At 34.2% G+C, this 21,037-nt stretch carries 24 protein-coding genes; 23 read left to right on the top strand and 1 reads right to left on the bottom strand.

All coding sequences use genetic code 11. The features are described 5' to 3' along the window. Positions 1-496: 496 nt before the first annotated feature. The 5 genes from KTQ83_RS06260 to KTQ83_RS06280 all read left to right on the top strand — a co-directional run bounded on the left by KTQ83_RS06260 (position 497) and on the right by KTQ83_RS06280 (position 4,266). A complete protein-coding gene (locus KTQ83_RS06260) occupies positions 497-787 on the top strand; it encodes a hypothetical protein (protein WP_217256271.1) in 291 nt (96 codons plus the stop codon). A 47-nt stretch (positions 788-834) separates the two neighbouring features. Then, positions 835-1,305, top strand: coding sequence for a GGDEF domain-containing protein (locus KTQ83_RS06265; RefSeq protein WP_217256272.1), 471 nt, complete (start codon positions 835-837; stop codon positions 1,303-1,305). Continuing rightward, the gene (locus tag KTQ83_RS06270) at positions 1,256-2,044 is read left to right on the top strand and encodes a hypothetical protein (RefSeq protein ID WP_217256273.1); all 789 of its coding nucleotides are present in this window, start codon (positions 1,256-1,258) and stop codon (positions 2,042-2,044) included. The genes KTQ83_RS06265 and KTQ83_RS06270 overlap by 50 nt, the downstream gene beginning before the upstream one ends. 178 nt (positions 2,045-2,222) lie before the next feature. Then, positions 2,223-3,182, top strand: a complete 960-nt coding sequence (locus KTQ83_RS06275) for an ATP-binding protein (protein ID WP_217256274.1) — start codon at positions 2,223-2,225, stop codon at positions 3,180-3,182. A gap of 124 nt (positions 3,183-3,306) precedes the next feature. Continuing rightward, positions 3,307-4,266 carry a helix-turn-helix domain-containing protein gene (locus KTQ83_RS06280; protein ID WP_217256275.1) on the top strand — a complete coding sequence of 320 codons (960 nt, stop codon included), beginning with the start codon at positions 3,307-3,309 and terminating at the stop codon, positions 4,264-4,266. A 30-nt stretch (positions 4,267-4,296) separates the two neighbouring features. Here the strand turns inward: KTQ83_RS06280 and KTQ83_RS06285 are convergent, their stop codons facing one another. Continuing rightward, entirely contained in the window at positions 4,297-5,532 is a 1,236-nt protein-coding gene (locus tag KTQ83_RS06285) for an MFS transporter (RefSeq protein WP_117926701.1), read from the bottom strand. 210 nt (positions 5,533-5,742) lie between these two features. Between KTQ83_RS06285 and KTQ83_RS06290 the strand changes: the two genes are divergently transcribed. The 18 genes from KTQ83_RS06290 to atpH all read left to right on the top strand — a co-directional run bounded on the left by KTQ83_RS06290 (position 5,743) and on the right by atpH (position 21,031). Then, positions 5,743-8,661, top strand: coding sequence for an acyl-CoA dehydratase activase (locus KTQ83_RS06290; protein ID WP_254242893.1), 2,919 nt, complete (start codon positions 5,743-5,745; stop codon positions 8,659-8,661). 2 nt (positions 8,662-8,663) lie between these two features. Then, positions 8,664-9,920, top strand: a complete 1,257-nt coding sequence (locus tag KTQ83_RS12525; protein ID WP_254242894.1) for a 2-hydroxyacyl-CoA dehydratase — start codon at positions 8,664-8,666, stop codon at positions 9,918-9,920. After that, a complete protein-coding gene (locus KTQ83_RS06300; protein WP_117926703.1) occupies positions 9,917-11,140 on the top strand; it encodes a putative ABC transporter permease in 1,224 nt (407 codons plus the stop codon). The genes KTQ83_RS12525 and KTQ83_RS06300 overlap by 4 nt, the downstream gene beginning before the upstream one ends. Positions 11,141-11,246: 106 nt before the next feature. Next, positions 11,247-11,540: a 30S ribosomal protein S6 gene (gene rpsF, locus KTQ83_RS06305; RefSeq protein WP_117926704.1), complete on the top strand. Its 294-nt coding sequence runs from the start codon at positions 11,247-11,249 to the stop codon at positions 11,538-11,540. A gap of 16 nt (positions 11,541-11,556) precedes the next feature. Further along, entirely contained in the window at positions 11,557-12,075 is a 519-nt protein-coding gene (gene ssb, locus KTQ83_RS06310; protein WP_117926705.1) for a single-stranded DNA-binding protein, read from the top strand. 17 nt (positions 12,076-12,092) lie between these two features. Beyond that, positions 12,093-12,323 carry a 30S ribosomal protein S18 gene (gene rpsR, locus KTQ83_RS06315; RefSeq protein ID WP_003864783.1) on the top strand — a complete coding sequence of 77 codons (231 nt, stop codon included), beginning with the start codon at positions 12,093-12,095 and terminating at the stop codon, positions 12,321-12,323. 49 nt (positions 12,324-12,372) lie between these two features. Further along, positions 12,373-13,227, top strand: a complete 855-nt coding sequence (locus KTQ83_RS06320; RefSeq protein WP_217256277.1) for a YybS family protein — start codon at positions 12,373-12,375, stop codon at positions 13,225-13,227. 11 nt (positions 13,228-13,238) lie between these two features. Continuing rightward, positions 13,239-15,209, top strand: a complete 1,971-nt coding sequence (locus KTQ83_RS06325) for a GGDEF domain-containing protein (RefSeq protein ID WP_244975795.1) — start codon at positions 13,239-13,241, stop codon at positions 15,207-15,209. Next, positions 15,190-15,639 (top strand): 50S ribosomal protein L9, encoded by a 450-nt coding sequence (rplI, locus tag KTQ83_RS06330; RefSeq protein WP_117572076.1) that lies wholly within the window; start codon positions 15,190-15,192, stop codon positions 15,637-15,639. Before KTQ83_RS06325 ends, rplI begins: the two co-directional genes overlap by 20 nt. 13 nt (positions 15,640-15,652) lie before the next feature. Beyond that, positions 15,653-16,987 (top strand): replicative DNA helicase, encoded by a 1,335-nt coding sequence (dnaB, locus tag KTQ83_RS06335; protein ID WP_418518565.1) that lies wholly within the window; start codon positions 15,653-15,655, stop codon positions 16,985-16,987. Next, on the top strand, positions 16,977-17,717 hold the full coding sequence (locus KTQ83_RS06340; RefSeq protein WP_217256279.1) for an MBL fold metallo-hydrolase: 741 nt from the start codon (positions 16,977-16,979) through the stop codon (positions 17,715-17,717). The genes dnaB and KTQ83_RS06340 overlap by 11 nt, the downstream gene beginning before the upstream one ends. Before the next feature lie 132 nt (positions 17,718-17,849). Next, positions 17,850-18,470 (top strand): uracil phosphoribosyltransferase, encoded by a 621-nt coding sequence (gene upp / locus KTQ83_RS06345; RefSeq protein WP_117926269.1) that lies wholly within the window; start codon positions 17,850-17,852, stop codon positions 18,468-18,470. 27 nt (positions 18,471-18,497) lie between these two features. After that, positions 18,498-18,641 (top strand): AtpZ/AtpI family protein, encoded by a 144-nt coding sequence (locus KTQ83_RS06350; RefSeq protein ID WP_227402493.1) that lies wholly within the window; start codon positions 18,498-18,500, stop codon positions 18,639-18,641. 13 nt (positions 18,642-18,654) lie between these two features. Continuing rightward, a complete protein-coding gene (locus KTQ83_RS06355) occupies positions 18,655-19,014 on the top strand; it encodes a hypothetical protein (RefSeq protein ID WP_186998835.1) in 360 nt (119 codons plus the stop codon). Next, positions 19,007-19,714 carry a F0F1 ATP synthase subunit A gene (atpB, locus tag KTQ83_RS06360; RefSeq protein ID WP_117926265.1) on the top strand — a complete coding sequence of 236 codons (708 nt, stop codon included), beginning with the start codon at positions 19,007-19,009 and terminating at the stop codon, positions 19,712-19,714. The genes KTQ83_RS06355 and atpB overlap by 8 nt, the downstream gene beginning before the upstream one ends. 19 nt (positions 19,715-19,733) lie before the next feature. Then, a complete protein-coding gene (gene atpE, locus KTQ83_RS06365) occupies positions 19,734-19,976 on the top strand; it encodes an ATP synthase F0 subunit C (protein WP_003864774.1) in 243 nt (80 codons plus the stop codon). A gap of 18 nt (positions 19,977-19,994) precedes the next feature. Beyond that, a complete protein-coding gene (atpF, locus tag KTQ83_RS06370) occupies positions 19,995-20,510 on the top strand; it encodes a F0F1 ATP synthase subunit B (RefSeq protein ID WP_217256280.1) in 516 nt (171 codons plus the stop codon). Further along, positions 20,504-21,031 carry an ATP synthase F1 subunit delta gene (gene atpH / locus KTQ83_RS06375; RefSeq protein WP_117926261.1) on the top strand — a complete coding sequence of 176 codons (528 nt, stop codon included), beginning with the start codon at positions 20,504-20,506 and terminating at the stop codon, positions 21,029-21,031. Before atpF ends, atpH begins: the two co-directional genes overlap by 7 nt. Positions 21,032-21,037 lie beyond the last annotated feature (6 nt).

Consider the following 21,037-nt stretch of genomic DNA (forward strand, 5'->3'; position numbering starts at 1 on the left):
ATCAATCGAAGAGGCATGGGATTTGTGAATTAAATAAGATAAATAATCAGAACCAGAAGTTTATGATATCTTACTGGATGATAGGTACATAGATCATGGATGAAATTCTGAAGAATTTATAAACAAAGCATACAATAAAAACTCCATCGATAAAGACTGAATGGATCGGGATACCGAATGATTCAGAAAGATGGAGTAGATATTGAAATGTTACCGGACGACTGGAAACGAACCGGGCACGTCATTTAGACGGGTGACTTTTTTGCAGAAAAAGTCTTTTCTTGTGATAATTTCATTTTCTTAATACAATAATAGTATGAAGAATAAGAAAATGAATCATTTCTCAAAAATAATACGTTTTTAAATGATGGCATCAGCCTGTATTTTGATTATACTGATTTTAATCATCATTTTGATGGCATCACGTATTCAAGGGATGGCTCGTGTTGTCAATTATGCAGGATTAGTACGTGGAAAAACACGGCGGATTATTTAATTGGAAGATGCAGGAATGCCTCCAGATGAAATGATTGCGGATGTGGATAGATATATTAAAGGACTTCGTTTTGGCAGTGAAGTACTAGATTTAGTATCTTTAGATGATAAGGCTTTTCAGGTCAAGATGGAAGAATTAGATGCGTATTTTGATACATTAAAACAAGAAATTGATCTTGTTCTACAAGTTGGATATGAGAATACGAATATTATTCAAAAGAGTGAAACTTTCTTTTCTCTATGTGATGTGGCCACAGGGAAACATATGCACAAAGAATCGCAACACGCTTAGGATAATTTGAAGCATTGACAATCATTGATATTGTAATCCTCATCTTTATGATTTTATATGAGCTTATCAAGGCTTTGCGTTATGCCAGAGTGAATCGTGAGTTAAAGAACAAAGTTTATTTAGATGAAGCAACGGGATTGCCAAATAAAAATAAGTGTGAAGAGATTTTAACTTTAGAAGCTGAACAAAATATGTCAATCTGTGTGTTTGATTTAAATAACCTTAGAATCATCGACAATCAACAAGGACACGAAAGAGGTAATTTATATATCAATTCGTTTGCGAAAAATCTTCGTAAAGGTGTGGATGAAAATCAATTTGTAGGTCGCTGTGGCGGTGATGAATTTATTGCCTTCTTTAAAAATGTGACAAAGGAAGACGTAAAAAGAAATTTAGAAAATATCAAAAAAGAATGTACTAAATGTTCAGAAATTCCATTAAGTTATCCGGCTGGTTTTGCGTATTCAAATGATTTTTTCAAAATTAACAATGCGCGAATTGTTTTGTCAGGCAGATAAAAATATGTATATTGATAAAAAACAGGCGAAAATCAATGAGGCTACAGAAAAACGTGATTTGATTCTTCGTGTTATACAACAATTAAAAGATAAAGGATATAATTTTTCGGATTGTATTTATTGTGATGCCAAAATCGATGCATATTTTACTTTACGGGCTAGCTATTCCTTTTTCTTAGCAGAAGATGGCATCTACTCGGGTGCAGTTGAGCAAATTCTAAATGAATTGTTTGAAGAGAATAAGAAGGAAGAGTATCGTCATGTGTTACAGCTTGACTATTTAAATGAGTGTCTCACAAAGGAAAATCCTGTATTAGAAATTTCATTTTGTCATCAAATTAAGCGTACAAAATTAAAAGGGAAAATTATAGCCGTTTATTTAGATAGCGATGAAAAGAATCATCTGCATCATTTTGCGTTAGGTTTTAAAATTTATTATGACAAAATTGAAATGGATGAGAAGCAACAATTGATGCGTTATTATGATCAGTTGAAACAATCTATTTTAGAAAACGATCATTATATTGAAGCTTTGATGGCAATTGCACAATTAATTTTCTCCGTGAATTTAACGCAGAATCAAATCGATGGTATTTACGACAATTATATGTGTGCAGATAAAAAGCCAAATTTACCATGTGATTATAATGCATATTTTAAACAATTAAAAGCGAATGTGTTAGAGGATTGTTTGGGAAGCTTTAGCGTTGTTGAATCGAGTCAAAGCCTTTTAAATTGATATAGAGCAGGGGACAAACATGTTACGGTTGAATATCAGATTCAAATACCACATCAAGGTGTGATCTGGATTCAAGAAATGATATTGATGAGTGAAGATGTTATTTATGATATAGATATTCAAAAGGAACGTAATATAGTACGTGCTATTATTTTGTTCAGAAATACATCGGCATTTCATGAGAAAGAAGATAGAGAAAAGAAAAAGTAAAAACTGGGGTGATATGGATAAGTTGGATGATTCTTTAAATAAGATGGAAGTTTTGACAAAACACTTAAATGAATTGGTTGAAGAATTGAATAGTTTGATTGATGCCCAAGTATCCCTTCAAAATATTACATATCACAAGCATATGGAGAATGTAGTCCATACGCATTTAATTGGAGATGCATTACAACTTAGAAGAATTCTCGTAAACCTATTAACGAATGCCATTAAGTGCAATAAGTCAAATGGCACGATTGATACGTATGTCAGAGAAATATCGAGCGATGATTCAAAAGTTACATTTGAATTTGAAATTAAAGATACGGGAATTGGTATGAGTGAAGATTATATTGAGAATCACTTGTTTACGCCGTTTTCACAAGTTAAACAAGATGCCAGAACAAGATATGAAGGAACTGGTTTAGGTATGTCGATTGTGAAAGGCTTAGTGGATAAGCTTGGCGGAAGTATTGAAGTCAAAAGTGAAGTGGGTGTAGGTACACAAATTAAGGTCATTCTTGCTTATCAATTGGATACATCCAATACCGCAAAACAAGATACTTCAAAATTGGATTTAAAGGATAAAAGAATTCTTTTAGTAGAAGATAATGAAATCAATATGGAAGTGGCAGAGTTTTATTTAAATGCCGTACATGCCAATGTAGATAAGGCATGGAATGGATTAGAAGCAGTTGAAAAAGTTAAGGAACAACCAAATAAGTATTCTTTGATTTTGATGGATATTATGATGCCAAAAATGAATGGGGATGAAGCTGCTAAATGCATTCGTAAAATCAATCCATCCATTCCAATTGTCGCCATGAGTGCGCAATCAGAATATAGTATGAATCAAACGATTATGAATGATTCGATCTCAAAACCAATTGATGAACAAAAGCTTAATCATATATTAAGTAAATATGTGGCATAGATAAAGACTTGATTTGAATTCAAGTCTTTTCTAGTATATGCAACTGTAAATTGATAAATTGACAAGCCAGGTTGGTGGAATGCAACCGCAAATTTTAGTAAACTTTGGCTAAGGAGGAAGAACAATGATTCTAGCTGATAAAATAATTGAAGAAAGAAAAAAGAATGGGTGGACACAAGAAGATTTGGCACAAAAACTAGGCGTATCTAGACAGTCGGTTTCAAAATGGGAAAGTGCAGGAGCAATTCCAGATTTAAAAAAGATTATTCAGTTAGCTGACTTATTTGGAGTGAGCACAGATTACTTGTTAAAAGATGAAGTTGAAAAAGAAAATACAGAGACAATATGCGATACAGATTGTGAATTACATCGTGTAAGTATGGAAGAGGCGAATACATATATGGATGAAAAGAAAAAAGCAGCACCTATGCTTGCGAATGCGACAACATTATGTATCTTAAGTCCAATTCCTTTGTTTCTGATTTCAACTTTCAATGATGGCTTAGCCATTGGAATTGCATGTGCCATATTATTAGGTATGGTTGCACTTGCAGTATTTATCTTCATTAAAACAGGAATTAAATTGAGTTCTTTACAATATTTAGAACAAGAACCTTTTGAAACAGAATATGGTGTAACAGGACTTGTCAAAGAAAAGAATCAAAACTATCAAGAACATTATTCTTTCTGTCTAGCATGCGGTGTTGTTTTGTGTATTTTATCTGTAGTCCCATTGATCATTGTAGGTTGCATGGAAGCATCTGATTATGTGTGTACATTATGTTTAGCTGTATTATTAATTTTGGTTTCCGTTGGCGTGAATATTCTAATTCGTGTTTCCACAATAAAAAGTAGCTATGAAACATTGCTGCAAGAAGGTGATTATACGAAAAAAGAAAAGCGTGCAAAGAAGAAAACTAAAACATTCACAGGTGTATATTGGTGTCTTGTAACAGCTGTTTATCTTGGTTGGAGCTTATGGACAAAACAATGGGATATCACCTATATGATTTGGCCTGTTGCTGCCGTCTTATATGCAGCATTGTATGGAATTGTAAGAATGGTCATGAAATTAGATAAATAAAAAGATTGTACGTTACTTGTACAATCTTTTTTAGTCGTCCATTTTAGATACTTTATTAAAAATTAGGTATCCAATCACAAACATGATGGAGAGAGCGGCAACACCTATGTTTTGTTTACCCGTAATCTGTGTTACAACACCAATCAACATAGTTCCTAAAAAGCTAGCGCCTTTACCACAGATATCAAATAGTCCGAAGTATTCACCACTGGCATTTTCTGGAATGATTTTTGCGAAGTATGATCTAGATAAAGCTTGAATACCACCTTGGAAACATCCAACCGCAACCGCTAATACCCAGAATTCCCATTGTTTATCCAATTGTACGGCAAATAAAGCTATTAAGAAGTATGCGATGATCGCAACCTTAATCAATGAAGCAGTATCTTTTGTTTTGGATAATACAGCGAATGTTAAACTTGCAGGGAAGGCAACAATTTGAGTCAATAATAGGGCTAATAGAAGACCAGTTGTATTTAATCCTAAACTTGTTCCGTAGGCGGTAGCCATATCAATAATTGTATAAACACCATCAATATAGAAGAAGAATGCAAATAAGAATAAGAAGACTTTCTTTTGTTCTTTTGCTTTCATTAAAGTGTCTTTTAAACGAGCAAACGTATCTAAAGCAGGATGTGCTTCTGGTTCAATATAGTATTTTTGTTTGTAGCTTTTTACTAAAGGAAGTGTAGATGCTATCCACCATACCGCATTTAATATAAATGCGATCATCATGGCTGTCTTTAATGTCATTCCTATTTTGTCATACATTAATACAAAGATTAAACTAATAATAAAAGGAACAACACTAGCGATATACCCCCAAGCATATCCTTTTGAACTTACGGCATCCATTCTTTCTTCTGTAGTAATGTCTGTAAGCATTGAATCATATACGATCAAAGATAAAGAATAGGCAACTTTGGCAGCAATAAATAGGACTAGAAATGCAAGCCAAGAACTTGGGATCCAGAAACAAGCTAATGCTAATGCACCTAGCATTGCACAAGTTAAGAAGATTTTTTTCTTGTGATCTTTATAGTCAGCCAGTGTTCCAAGAATTGGACCAGCAAGTGCAACAATTAATGTTGAAAGACTTGCTGCATAGCTCCAATAACTTAGGTAGTTGTGTTCGGCTACACCTTGTGAGCTTGAAAGATAATTAAAATAGATAGGAAGAATTGTCGCGACTAATAAAATAAAGGCAGAGTTTCCCATGTCGTAACAAATCCACTTGAATTCAAGTTTTGTTAATTTGTTTTTCATTTGATTTACCAACTTTCCAAAAATAATTATAACAATCCCATGTATTGAACATGTTAACTATTCGTTAATTCAATGATATATGTTTTGTCTCGAATAATCTACAACAAACTGAACATATTTTGTAAGTTGTTGTTATTTTCATTTGAACACATGAAAATTAATGAAAAATGAGTATAATAATACTGATAATAAAAGAAAATGGAGGAGATTATGGGTTATCGTATAGGATTCGACATTGGAAGTACAACAATCAAAGCAGTTGTTTTAGATGAAAATAACCAAATCTGTTATAAAAGTTATGAAAGGCACAAGGCGCAAGTGCGTCAAAAAGCTTTAGATAAATTAGTAGAATTAAAGAAATATACAAAAGAACCATTTAAATTCGCAATCAGCGGATCAGGGGCTTTAGGATTAAGCGAACAAGGAGAATTACCTTTTGTTCAAGAAGTATTTGCGAGTGCGACTGGAGTTAGTAAATTATACCCGGAAACAGATTGTGCTATTGAACTTGGTGGAGAAGATGCGAAAATTCTTTTCTTTCAAGGAAGTGTAGAACAAAGAATGAATTCAACTTGTGCTGGGGGAACAGGAGCTTTTATTGATCAAATGGCTACCTTATTAAATATGTCTTTGGAAGAAATGAATGAAGCTAGTTTAAACTATCATCGTTTATATCCCATCGCATCTCGCTGTGGTGTGTTTGCGAAAACAGATATTCAGCCATTGATCAATCAAGGTGTGGATAAATGTGATTTATGTGCCAGTATTTTCCAGGCGGTAGTGGATCAAACCATTACTTCACTAGCACAGGGAAGAAAAATTGAAGGAAACATTCTGTTTTTAGGCGGACCACTTTACTTTATGAGTGGATTAAGAAATCGATTTGTTGAAACTTTAAAATTAAGTGATGTACAAGTGAATTGTCCTGACACAGCCATTAACTTTGTAGCTTTAGGAACTGCCATTTGTGCAGATCAAGAATATACATATGATGAATTGTATAAGGCTTTAGAAGATTTGGTGCATGCACCGGCTAAATTAACTGAATCAAAACCTTTGTTTGAAAGTGACGAAGACTATCAAAAATTTATTGAACGTCATAAATCACATGATGCGAAGTTCACAGATTTAAAAAATTATTCAGGTAAAGCTTATTTAGGAATTGATTCGGGTTCAACGACCACAAAACTCGTTTTACTCGATGAAAACGATGCGATTCTATATGATTCTTATACATCAAATAAGGGAAATCCATTGGATGTTGTGTTAGAAGATTTAAAGAAAATTTATGAAACAAATCCAAATATTAAAATCTATGGATCCTATGCGACAGGTTATGGTGAAGAATTAATGCGTCATGCTTTCCATTTGGATGGTGGAATCGTTGAAACAATGGCACACTATACAGCTGCTCGATCTTTCAATCCGGAAGTAGACTACATTCTAGATATTGGTGGGCAGGATATTAAGTGTTTTAAAATTCGTGATGGACACATTGATGATATTGTATTGAATGAAGCTTGTTCAAGTGGATGTGGTTCATTTATTGAAACGTTCGCAAAATCATTGGGGTATGATGCGAAAGAATTTGCGACACTTGGATTAAAATCGAAACACCCTGTTGATTTAGGAACTCGTTGTACAGTGTTTATGAATTCAGGGGTTAAACAAGCTCAAAAGAATGGGGCAAGTATTGAAGATATTTCGGCTGGACTTTGTAAATCTGTTGTAAAGAATGCGTTATATAAAGTTATTCGTGCAAAAAATAAGAACGATATTGGAAAGCATATCGTTGTGCAAGGTGGAACTTTCCAAAATGATTCTGTACTTCGTTGTTTTGAACAAGAACTTGGACTTGAAGTCATTCGACCAAGCATTGCACCTTTAATGGGGGCTTATGGAGCAGCTTTATATGCGAAAAAATTACATCGAACAAGAAGCAATATTTTGAATTATGAACAACTTGTTAAATTTACGCATAAATCACAATCTGTTGCTTGCCAAGGCTGCAACAACCATTGTTCATTGACAATTAATACATTCAATGATGGAACGCGCTTAGTTGCGGGAAACAAATGTGAAAAGATGGTTCATAATTTAGATATAAAAAAGGAAGAATTACCAGACTTATACAAAATCAAAACGGACATGTTGAATGCACAAAAGAAAAAAATTAAACATGATAAAAAAATTGGTATGCCTTTAGTTTTAAATAACTATGACTTATTGCCTTTCTGGACGCGTTTCTTTGATAGTTTAGGCTACGAAATTGTGTGGTCAACACCTAGTACTAAAGAAATGTATCATTCAGGACAACAAAGCATTCCTAGTGATACGGCATGTTTTCCTGCTAAAGTTGTGCACGGACATATTCAACAATTGATTGATAAAGGTGTGGATGTAATTTTCTATCCATGTATGACCTATAATGTAGATGAACATCAATCGGATAACCATTATAATTGTCCATTGGTTGCCTACTATCCAGAAGTGATTGCGGCCAATATGGATTTTGATAAGGCAAAAATTGTATATCCATTTATTAATTTTGATCATGATGCGACTTTTGCGAAGGCCATTCGTATGCATTTTGAAAAGGTGGGTATTCATTTTAGTGAAAAAGATATTATTATTGCGAAAAATGCAGCTACAAATGAGTATGAAGCATTCCATGAACAATTAGTAAAGGAACATCGAAAAGCTGTAGCGTATGCACGTGAAAACAATAATCCAATTATTGTGCTTTGTGGACGCCCATATCATTTAGATCCACTGATTAATCATCAAATGAATCAGTTGTTGACACAACTTGGCTTTGTGGTTGTTAGTGAGGAAAGTGTCCCTCGTCAAAAGAATCATAAAGTGAATGTTTTAAATCAATGGACGTATCATGCAAGACTTTATCAAGCAGCACATTATGTAGTTGAGAATAAAGATATGAATTTAATTCAACTTGTTAGCTTTGGCTGCGGTATTGATGCCATTACAAGTGATGAGGTTCGAGATATATTAAAGGATGGAAATAAATTTTATACTCAAATCAAAATTGATGAAATTGATAATTTAGGTGCAGCAAAAATTCGTTTGCGTTCGTTGAAAGAGGCGATTGGCCAACAGAAAGGAGCATAAAATTGAGTTTAGAATATACATTATTTAATTCAGATATGAAGAAGGATTATACAATTTTAGTTCCGTCTATGCTTCCTATCCACTTTCGCTTATTGACACCTGTCTTTGCGAAAAGCGGATATAAATTAGAAGTTTTGACAAATGAAGGGGAGCAAGTACGTGAAGAAGGTTTAGCACATGTGCATAATGATACTTGTTATCCAGCGTTGTTGGTTATTGGACAGATGATTGATGCGTTAAAAAGCGGAAAATATGATATAGATCATGTAGCCTGTGCTATTACACAAACGGCAGGAGGGTGTCGTGCAAGTAATTATCTTTCTTTATTGAGAAAAGCTTTGGCTATGGAAGGATGGCAACGCATTCCTTGTTTATCTGCCAATGCGAATGGTCTAGAAAAAGGCAGTAGCGTTGAATTTACAATGCCTTTGATTCTTCGCATTCTTTATGGAGCTTTATATGGTGATGCTTTAATGTGGTTAAGCAATCAGGTGAAGCCTTATGAACTTGAAAAAGGAGCCACAGATAAGGCGGTAAATCAGTTTATTGATGAATTGATTCCAATGTTTGAACATGGTGCTTATAAACAATCAAAGCGTATTTATAAAAAGATGTTGGAAATATTTAAGACAATTCCACAAGATCGTAGTCAGATAAAGATTCGTATTGGAATTGTTGGAGAAATCTATATGAAATATTCTCCATTAGGAAATCAACACTTAGAAGATTATTTAATTGAAGAAGGCTTTGAACCAGTGCTTTCTGGTGTTATGGATTTTGCACTATATTGTGTAGAAAATTCAATTATTGATTATGAGTATTATCATATGCACGAAAAAAATCACTATATATACAATATAGTAAAAGATGTGATTATGCGTATGCAAAAAACATTTAGAGATATAGTTAAAAAAGATGGAACTTTTATTGCACCAGACGATTTTAGTGAAGTCATTGATAACGGAAAAGCATTTATTGATCCAGGTGTAAAAATGGGTGAAGGTTGGCTTTTAACAGGTGAAGTTGTTTCACATATTAAATCTGGCGTTACCAATGTGATTAGTGCACAGCCATTCGGTTGTCTGCCAAATCATATTGTTGCCAAAGGTATGGTTCGTAAGATTAAGGATGAATATCCGAAAGCGAATATTGTTGCGATTGATTATGATCCAAGTGCATCAAAGGTAAATCAGGAAAATCGTATTCGATTGATGTTGGCAAATGCCAAGTTAAGTGAAGAAATGAAGGCAAGTATATGATGGAATTTGTATATGCCTATGCCTACTTTATTTTGTATGCCTTTTTAGGTTGGGTTTGTGAAGATTTATATTGTGGAATTCCCACAAAGAAATTTATTAACCGAGGCTTCTTTTATGGCCCGTATTGCCCAATCTATGGAGTAGGTGCTTTACTGGTTTTATATCCTTTATTGTTTGTGAAAGATTATCCTATACTTGTGTTTGTTTTAGGTGTCATTATTACGAGTGCATTGGAATATATTACAAGTTGGGTAATGGAAATTTTATTTAAAACAAGATGGTGGGATTATTCGGAAAGATTTATGAATATTAATGGACGCGTATGTTTGTTGAATTCCACTTTATTTGGCATTATGTCTATTGTGGTGATTTATATCATTCATCCTATAATTCAAGATATCGTAATGGATATTCCTTTTACGGCATTGATGAGTTTTTTATCGGCTTTTACAATTGGATTTGGTATCGACTGTGTATTTACTGTACTTGCCTTACTTCGTCGCAAACAAGTATTCCAGAAAGTGCAAGTTCAAATGGAAGCTTTCAAAAAGGATTTCGAAGCAGAAAGTCAATTGCGTGTTCAAGAGGCGCAAGAAGCTTTCCAAGAATGGATGTTATCTCGTCCTGATTTATCCGAACGTATAGAAGAATTCCAAAGCAGTTTGGAAAACTTTTCTTTAGAAGCAAAAAAACATATTTCAAAGGCTTTCCCAGAACGTCATATTTCTACAGAAATTCGTAATATTGTAGCGGATGGTAAATTAGCACTTGAAAGAAGACGATTAAATGCGAATAAGCAAGCTGAATATTGCGAATTAACAAATATGGTTATGATTCAGGATGAAAAAGGTAATGTGTTAGTACAAAATAGCAAAAATCCAAATGGATATACATTACCAACCGGTCATATTGAACTTGGTGAATCGTTTGTACAATCAGCAATGCGTGATGTGAAAGAAAAAACTGGTTTAAATGTTGAACAGTTATGTTTGTGTGGAACAAAACAATTTATCTCGAGTGATAATTGCAGACATATTGTTTTCTTATATAAAACAAATGTGTTTAATGGAATCGAAAATGAAGAATCAAAGTGGATTCCACTGTCAAATATTCATGATTATAAGTTGATTTCAGGTTTAAATGATGTTCTAGAAGTGTTTGAAGGAACAAAATATAATGAGCTTTACTATAATGCTCAATATCAATTAAAAAAATATTAGACTTTGTGGTTTACAAGCAAAGTCTTTTTTTGTTATAATAAATAGGCAGGTTTATGCCTGTTCTCTGCTTCGTAAGAAGCCAAAAAGACCAAAGGGAGGTGTACACATGAAAAAATATGAAATTATGTACATTGTGAATGCATCTTTAGATGATGCAGCGTTCAAAACAGTTTCAGATCGTTTACATGCAACAATCACTGATAACGGTGGTTCAATTGACAAAGTAGATGACTGGGGTGTGAAAGAATTCGCTTATGAAATCGATCACATGAAAAAGGGACACTATGTAGTTATCAATGTAACTGCAAACAATGCAGGAGTTTTCGAATTCCAACGTTTGTCTCGTATCAGCAACAATGTAATTCGTGTTATGGTTGTTAAAACTGAAGGCGAAAAATAATCGAGGTTAAATAAATATGATTAATCGAGTAGTATTAGTTGGGCGTTTGACACGTGATCCTGAATTACGTAAAACGCAAAGTGGAACAAGTGTTTGCTCATTCACAATGGCAGTTGGTCGTCGTGTTTCAACACAAGGACAGCCAGATGCAGATTTTATTAACTGTGTTGCTTGGAATAAAACAGCTGATTTAATGACACAGTATTTACACAAAGGTTCATTGATTGGTTTAGAAGGACGTATTCAAACTCGTTCTTATGACAATCAACAAGGACAAAGGGTATATGTTACAGAGGTCGTCGCAGAAAGTGTTCAATTCTTAGAACCTAAAAATGCACAATCAGGTTATTCAGCTCCAAGCCAGGATTATGGAATGAATCAAGGTTTTGCTCAAAATACATATGCTGCTCCTGTACAGAATGGATATAATCAAAATCCATATTCAAATCCTGTGCAGAATACAAATAACGCATTTGAATCAACATTCAATGCAGATGATTCACTAGATATTGCTAGTGATGATCTACCATTTTAGAAAGGAAGGACTTACTTATGGCATTTAAAAAACAACGTATGGGTCGTAAAAAAGTTTGTTACTTCACTAAGAACAAAATTAAGGAAATCGACTACAAAGACGTAGAATTATTAAAACGTTTCATCAACGCTAACGGGAAAATCATTCCTAGACGTGTGACTGGAACTCGTGCAAAATACCAAAGAATGTTAGCAACAGCTATTAAACGTGCTCGTCAAATGGCTTTGTTACCTTACGTGGTTGACTAATTAGACTTCATATATTGAAGTCTTTTTTTTTATTTTATATAATAGTCGTATGATAAAAACGAAACAAATTACTACAGGTGCGATGGTTTGCGCTATTTATGGAGCTTTATTATTTTTAAATCAACAGAGTGCATTGATGATTGAATCCAGTGCTTCTTGGATTTTTGCATTTCCTGTACTTATTTATACAGTCATGAGTGGTGTTAAAATGGGTGCATTGGTTACCATATGCATGGGTTTGATGACGATGTTTTTTGGTGGCTTTACAACCTGGTTTTATAGTTGGACCTCATTATTAATTGGATTTATATATGGGGCGGGCGTGTTTAAGCATGCTAAGAATATGACTAATTTTATTGTTTGTTTTATTCTTTCTATTATAGCTAATTTATGCATCATTCTATTGTGGAGTACTTTGTTTGGCATTGATTTTTATGAAGATTTCCGCTTGATTTCACAATATATTCCTGGTATAAGCTTAAAAGTATTTACATACTTGATGATAGGATTACTAGGTCTATTACAGGCGTTATGTATTCATTTAGTAGCATTAATGGTGTGCTTACGTATGCATATGGACATTATTCCGCCACAACCATTATCTAAGGTACAAAGCCCAAGATGGATAGGGATAGGTTCTGTTGTGGTGTGGATTGCGTTCTTTTTTGTTCAAAATGTGATAGAATGTCCAACGGGGATCGTTGATTTAGCACAAGTTATTTTCTTTTTGGATTGTACCTTGTTATTATATTTTGGAGTTGTTTATTTTATGAGTTTATGTGTCAAATACCAAAAGAAGAAATGGTCATTTCTTTCTATTTTTGGTGCGTTTGTGCCTGGACTTAATTTATTGTGGATGTTTATGGGAGAGTTGGACTGTCTTTTACAGTTACGAAAAGAATAGAGGTTTTCTATATGAAACAGTTTGAAAAATGGCGTAGTCTATGCGTTACAGGTCTAGCTTTGGGCCTTATACTATCAATCCTGTTGTTTTTAAAGAAAGAATATATATATATGATTGCTGCTTTGGTTGTATGGATTGTTTTTATCTATGCTTTCTTTGGCTTTTGGAAATCTTTAAAAGAACATGGAATGAAGACGGAAGTAGATATTTCAAGAGTTTTAGGTAAAGATGCCAAAGATGCTTTGAATTTTGGAAATGTGGGTATCTTAACTTATAACGAAGAATACATTGTAACTTGGGCTTCGCCTTTCTTTAAAGAGAAGGGTATTACGTTGACTAATAGTAAATTAACCAGCTGGATCAGTAATATTCGTACTTTGTTTGATGACAATGTGGATATGGTTATTGGAAAATCGGAAGGTCGAATTTACGAAATCACGAGAAAAAGAGATGCTCAAATTTTATATGTGAAGGATATTACAGATTACTATAATATGCGTCAGCAGTATTTAGACAATGAAATAGTGATTGGGTTATTGCAGTTAGATAACTATATGGAATATCAGTCTTATGAAAATGAAGAAATCATGGCCCAAATCAATACACATTTAAGAGCTGCTTTAGTAACGTGGGCTAAAGATAATAAGATGTTTGTTAGACGTTTACGTTCAGATCGTTTTTTGGTGATTTTGAATAAAGAAATCTTAACGGAAGTGCGGAAACAGAATTTTACTATTTTACAACTTATTAAGGATGAGGCAAATAAATTAGATGTTTCAATTACGTTAAGTATGGCTTTTGCGTATGGATCAAATGATTTTACGGTACTAGATGATATGGTCAATGAATTGATTGAACTTGCACAAAGTCGTGGTGGAGATCAGGCGGCTATTCGTTCAAGTGGAGGAACGGTTCAATTTGTGGGTGGAAACTCCGAAACAAGTTCAACACGTTCTAAAGTTCGTGTACGCATTATGGCACAATCTATTCAAGAAGCTATTATGGAATCGAATCGTGTCTATATTGCAGGACATGTTATGAGTGATTTTGACTGTATGGGAGCATGTCTAGCTTTATCTAGCTGGGTACATGCGTTAGGCAAGGAAGTATTTATTGTTTTAAAGGATGTTCCTAGAGATGAGCAGCTTCAAGAAATGATGAATTCATTTGTTACTGTCATTCAAGAAAGACATACTTTGATTACTCCAGATGAGGCGATGGATTCTATAGATTATAATAAAGATTTATTGATTATGGCTGATCATGGTATTCCTGCAATATCAAGTGTCAAAGAATTTGTGGATCGATGCAATCGTATTCTTGTGATTGATCATCATAGACGTAGTGATGCGTTTGTTAAGAATACTTTGTTGACATATGTTGAAAGCAGTGCAAGTTCAGCGTGTGAATTAATTGTTGAATTGCTTCAAAATATTCCAAATCATATTCCTATTTATGAAATGGAAGCGACGATTATGTATTTGGGTATTTTAGTGGATACAAATCGTTTTAAAATGCATACGGATGCCCGTACGTTTGAAGCAGCAGCTGCCTTACAAAATTGGGGAGCTAATACAAGTCGTGCTGAAAAAGCTTTGTGTGAAGACTATTTGTATTTCTCTATGAAGAATGCATTGATTCAGCAGGCAAAGCCTTATTACAATCATTTTATGATTGCAGCGATTGATGATGAAACATTAGATAAGACGATGATGGCTCAGGTTTCACAAGCTTTATTATTGATTAAAGGCTGTGTTGCTAGTTTTACCATCGCAAAGGTAAAGACAAATCCGAATGCCGTTGCGATAAGTGCTCGTAGTGATGGGTCTTATAATGTTCAAAAAATTATGGAAAAATTAAATGGTGGCGGCCACTTTAGTGCGGCTGCTGTCGAAAGAGAAGGTGTATCCGTGCAACAGATGAAGGATATGATCTTAAATTGTATAGAGGAGGAACTTAAAAATGAAGGTAATATTGCTTAAAGATATTCGTAAATTAGGAAAGAAAGATGATGTAGTTGAGGTAAGTGATGGCTACGCAAGAAATTTCTTATTTAAGAATAAATCGGCGATTGCGTATACAAAGGGTTCTGCCAAAGTTTTAGATAAACAAATGGAAGAAAGAGCTGAACACGAGGCTGAGTTAAAAAAAGAAGCTGAAGCTTTGAGTGAAACTTTAAAGGGTATTACTTTAGAGTTTACTTTGAGTACAGGTAAAAATGGAGCTACTTTTGGTTCTGTTTCTAGTAAACAAATTGTGGAAGCTTTATCTAAAAAAGGGATTCGTGTTGATAAAAGAAAACTTCAATTGGAACAATCTATCGCATCTTTAGGGGTGACTCGTGTTCCTGTGGATTTATATCGTGGACAAGTGATTGGTGAAATTGTTGTTCATGTAAGTGAAAAGGCATAATATGTCGCGTGAAATGCCTAACGCAGTTTCCTTAGAACAATCAGTGCTTGGCTCTTTGATGGTATATCCTAAAGTCATTCAAGATTGTCAGGAACTCGATCTACATGTAGAAGAATTTTATTTGCCTTCTCATCAGCAGATTTATCAGGCTATCTGTACAATTCATGAAAATGGCCAACCTATTGACATGAATACGGTGGTCAATCGTTTACAGGAAACAGATCAGTTAGAGTCTAGTCAAGGAGCAGATTATATTATTCGTTTGGCAGACTCAGCTATTTCGAGTGCAACATCAAGATCTTATATTGAAACGATCAAAAATAAGGCGCAGCTAAGAAGGTTGATTTATGTTGCGGATAAAATTAGTGAAGAAGGCTATTCATCTGGCGAAGATATTGATACAGTTTTAGATGATGCGGAACGCTTAGTTATGGATGTAACTAGACATCGTAGGGGAAGCGAATTTGAATCAAGTGAAGAAATCGTTACTCGTGTCATTAATGAATTAAAAGAGCTTCGTATGATGAAAGGTGTAACTGGAATTGAAACGGGTTATGTCTTATTGGATCGTATGACGAATGGTTTTCAGCGTGGTGATTTAATTATTCTTGCAGCTCGTCCTGCCATGGGAAAGAGTGCCTTGGCTTTAAATTTTGCAGCTCAAGTTGCGAAACGTAATGAAGGAGCTGTTGCGATATTTTCACTGGAAATGCCTAGTGATTCGATGATGAAGCGTTTAATGAGTTCGGAATCTCAGGTATATTCGGATAAGCTTCGTAGTGGTAAATTGACAAATGAGGAAATGTCTCGTTTATATGAGGCAGGTTCACATTTGAGTGAAAGAAAGATTTATATTGATGACACAAGTAGTATCAAGGTATCTCAGATTTTCTCGAAGTGTCGTAAATTAAAGAGTGAAAATGGCTCTATTTCTTTAGTTGTAATTGACTACTTGCAGCTGATTACGGGAACACGCGCAGATTCTCGTCAACAAGAGGTTAGTGATATTTCGCGTAATTTAAAGATTTTGGCAAAAGAAATGGAATGTCCAGTTATTGCACTTTCTCAGCTTTCTCGTAAGGTTGAAGAAAGAACGGATCATGAACCGCAATTGTCTGATTTACGTGAGTCTGGATCAATCGAGCAGGATGCCGATATCGTAATGTTTCTATATCGTAGTAATTATTATGATAAAGATAAGGAATCACAAGAAGAAACAGAAGTTGTTGATTTATCTTTGGCAAAACATCGTAATGGCGGTATTGGAAAGATTCAATTGGCTTTTGAAAAGAATATATCTCGTTTTACAAATTTAGAAGCCTCTGGAGATGATATTTATGCGCATTGATTTATTGTGTAGCGGCTCAAAAGGCAACAGTTGTTTGATTCGTCATGAAGATACGCAATTGTTGATTGATTGTGGTTCAACAAAAAAGTATTTGATGGAAAGCTTTAAAAAGGTTGGAGCTTGTGTTGATGATACAAATGGTGTTTTGATTAGTCATGCTCATTCGGATCATGTTTCGCAGTTAAAGCATTTTAAGCATTTGGATGTGTATTCTTATTGTGATTTAAAGGATGCGTTAGATAAACATGATGTAGTACCGAATCAAAAGTTGATTATCAAAGATTTGAGCATTCAATTTCTAGGTTTGTCTCATGATTCGCCACATACAATTGGTTTTGTGGTAGAGTCGGATAAAGAAAAGCTTGTGTATGTAACGGATACAGGTTATGTACCCAATCAAATTAAACCGTATATTGCGAATGCAGACCATTATATCTTTGAAAGCAATCACGATGTGGATCGTTTGATGCGTACAAAGCGTCCGATGTTTTTAAAACAGCGTATTTTGAGTGATAATGGGCATTTGAATAATGAAGATTCAAGTTTAAATTTAACTTCCTTGATCAATGCGAAGACAAAAAATATTGTTCTTGCGCATTTGAGTGAAGAGGCGAATACGCAAGATCTAGCATTGGATACATTTTCGAATGTACTATTACGAAAGGACTTACATCCTTCTGGAATTGATGTAAGAGCGGCAAAGCAGTTTGAAGTTTTGACAATTGATTAGAATTGTTTAATGATAAAAAACAGAATATTCATATACTATAACACTGGAAGTTTTGGAGTATTCCATTTCTTTCAGTGTTTTCTATTATGGACAAGGATGGTATAATTATGACTATAAAGGTAGGTAATTTAAATGTTAAAAGTTATTGATCATCCGTTGATTAAGCATAAATTAACAGTTATGCGAAAAAAAGAAACGGGAACGAAAGATTTTCGTCAAAACTTAGATGAAATTGGAGGATTAATGGTTTATGAAATCACTCGTGATTTGCCTTTGAAACCAATTGAAATCGAAACACCAATTTGTCAGTACACAGGTTATGAATTGGCTAAAAAAGTTGTGATTGTGCCAATTTTACGTGCTGGACTAGGTATGGTAAATGGAATTCAGGATTTGATTCCAACCGCAAAGATTGCGCATGTTGGTATGTATCGTGATGAAGAAACGCTAGAGCCACATACTTATTTTGAAAAATATCCAAAGAACTTAGAAGATGCGATCACAATCGTTGTGGATCCAATGCTCGCAACTGGTGGTTCAAGTGTAGCAGCAATCGATATGGTTAAGAAGCAAGGAGCTACAAATGTGAAGTTGGTTTGTTTGGTTGGTGCACCTGAAGGTGTTAAAACAGTTGAAAAAGCACATCCAGATGTAGATATTTACTTAGCTTCACTAGATGACCATTTAAATGAACATGGATATATTGTTCCAGGTTTAGGAGATGCTGGAGATCGTATTTTCGGTACGAAGTAATTGATGAAACCTTATGCTTTTTCGGGAATGTTATGCACAAGCATGCTCATATTTGGGCTTATCGGTTATAATATTGATGGCTGGTTACATACTACGCCTTTATTTGTGATTGTAGGTTTAATGTACAGTATTATTGGTAGTATTATTTTATTAATAAAAAAATCGAGGTAAAGCAATGCAGCAAATGAATAAAAAAATAGTAAAGTATACTTTGATATTTAGTTTATTTTGCTCTTTGGTTTGTGCAGTTATTTTTCATTCTCAAATGATTCAAGTATTTATAGCTGTTTGGATAGGTTGCCTTACAGGTTTAGTGGGGTATCGTAAGATTGTTCAAATGGCTTTAAATATTCCAACAGATGAAATAGCTGGAAAAAAGATAGGTACACAAGAATATATGAAAAGATATCTTATGTATGGTCTAGTTTTAGTTATTTGTCAATTAATGGAGTTGCCAATTTTGGCAGTTCTTGTTGGGCTTATGTGCAATAAAGGAGCTATTCTTTTATATGCACTAAAAGAAAAGGAGGATTTCCATGAGTGATGTAAGTGCAATTATCATTCACATTGGAAAGTTCTCTTTACAGATTCAACAATCTATTCTTGTATGGCTTGGAATTTGTGTTTTCTTTGCGTTCTTCTTCTACTTTGCAGGAAAGAAAATTGAAAAACAAGATCCTTCAAAAGCTAGTAAAGGGATTGTGTATATTTGTGAGGAGATCTACAACTTAGTGCTTTACGTAATTAAAGATAACTTAAGGGAAACTACAAAGAAATATATTCCTATGTTTGGCACTTTGATTGTGATGATGATTGTAAGTAACTTGATTGGTTTGATTGGGCTTCAAAATCCAACGAGCAATGTAAGTTTTAATGCGACATTGGCTGTCACAATGTGGTTGATGATCCAAGGTAATGGTATTAAAAAAGGTGGATTATTAGCACGAATGAAAGAGTTGACAGAGCCGATGTTCTTGTTGACACCATTGAATGTCATAGGAGAGTTGGCGTTGCCTATCTCATTAACAATGCGTTTATTTGGTAATATTTTGGCAGGATATATCATTTCTATGTTGGTGTATACATTGATTAAAATGTTGATGCCAATAGGATTGTTAGGATTATTAGTAACGCCATTTTTACATATGTATTTTGATATATTCTCAGGTGTAATTCAGACATATATCTTCTTTACACTAAGCTCGTTCTTCTTAGGACAGCAAGTGGTGATTCAAGAAGATTAATAAATAGGAGGAAAATAAAATGTTTAATGAATTTTTCGTACGTGGTATGGCTTGCTTAGGTGCAGGTATTGCGATGATTGCTGGTTTAGGTCCTGGTATTGGTCAGGGTATTGCAGCTAGTAAAGGTGCAGAAAGCGTTGGTCGTAATCCAGATGCAGCAAGTAAAATTCAATCTATCATGGTTTTAGGTATCGCCTTAGCCGAAACAACAGGTATCTATGCTTTGATCATTGCGATTTTATTGATTTTCATCAAAGGTTAATGATTGGGAGAATCGGTAATGATTGACTTTAATATTGACAATTATTTGCGAATTTCATTGACCGATGTTGTTTTAGTTTGTATTTCTACTTTTTTGATTGTAATGTTTGCCAAAAAATTCTTTTGGGGAAAATTACTAACATTAATTCAAAAACGACAAGATTTAATTCAAGAAAATATCAATTCTTCAGTAGCTATTAAAAAGCAGGCTGAAGATGTTAAAGAACAGTATGATGAAAAATTGCGTAATGTATCGCAAGAAGCTCATACCATTATTGTTTCAGCTAGAGCACATGCGGATCAAGAAAAACAGCAGATTATAAAAGAAGCAAATGACGAAGCTTTGCGTATTAAGAAAAACGCAAATGAAGATATCGAACGTCAGAAGCGTGACGCTCAAAAAGAAATGAAAAAAGCAATTAGCGATGTCGCATTAAGCGCAGCTAGTCAGTTGATTAAAAAAGAAATGGATGAAGAAACACAGAAGCAGTTTGTGGAAGATTTTATTGAACAGGCAGGCGATAAACAATGGTAGATTACACGCCTTATGCTCAGGCTCTATTTGAATTAGCACAAGATTCAAAGCAAGAAATGGCTTGGATGTCAGAGCTAAAGCAAGTAGCGCAAGTGATTACTTCAGTACCAGAATTAAACAAGATTCTAGCACATCCAAGTATTTCTCGAGTAAAGAAAAAGGAAATCATCCAAACAGCTTTCGAATCCGAATTAGATACAACTGTATTTCGTTTCTTGCTTGTGTTAAATGAGCATAATGAACTTTCTCATCTTGATAAAATCAGTGATGCGTATGAAGAGTGTTATCGAAAGAAACATAGAATTGAAATCGTTAAAGTAACGAGTGCATCAAAACTAGATGAAGATCAATTATCAAGATTGAAAGAGATGTTAGAGAAAAAAATGAATAAGACACTTGAACTTGAAGTACAAGTGGATCCATCTTTGATTGCAGGTATTAAAGTACAGGCGAATGATTTAGTGATGGATAATACGGTCATTGCGAAGATTGACGCAATGAAGGAAGCAATTAATAGATAAGCAGGT

This window comes from Holdemanella porci, assembly GCF_019052655.1.
Lineage (GTDB): Bacteria > Bacillota_I > Bacilli_A > Erysipelotrichales > Erysipelotrichaceae > Holdemanella > Holdemanella hominis.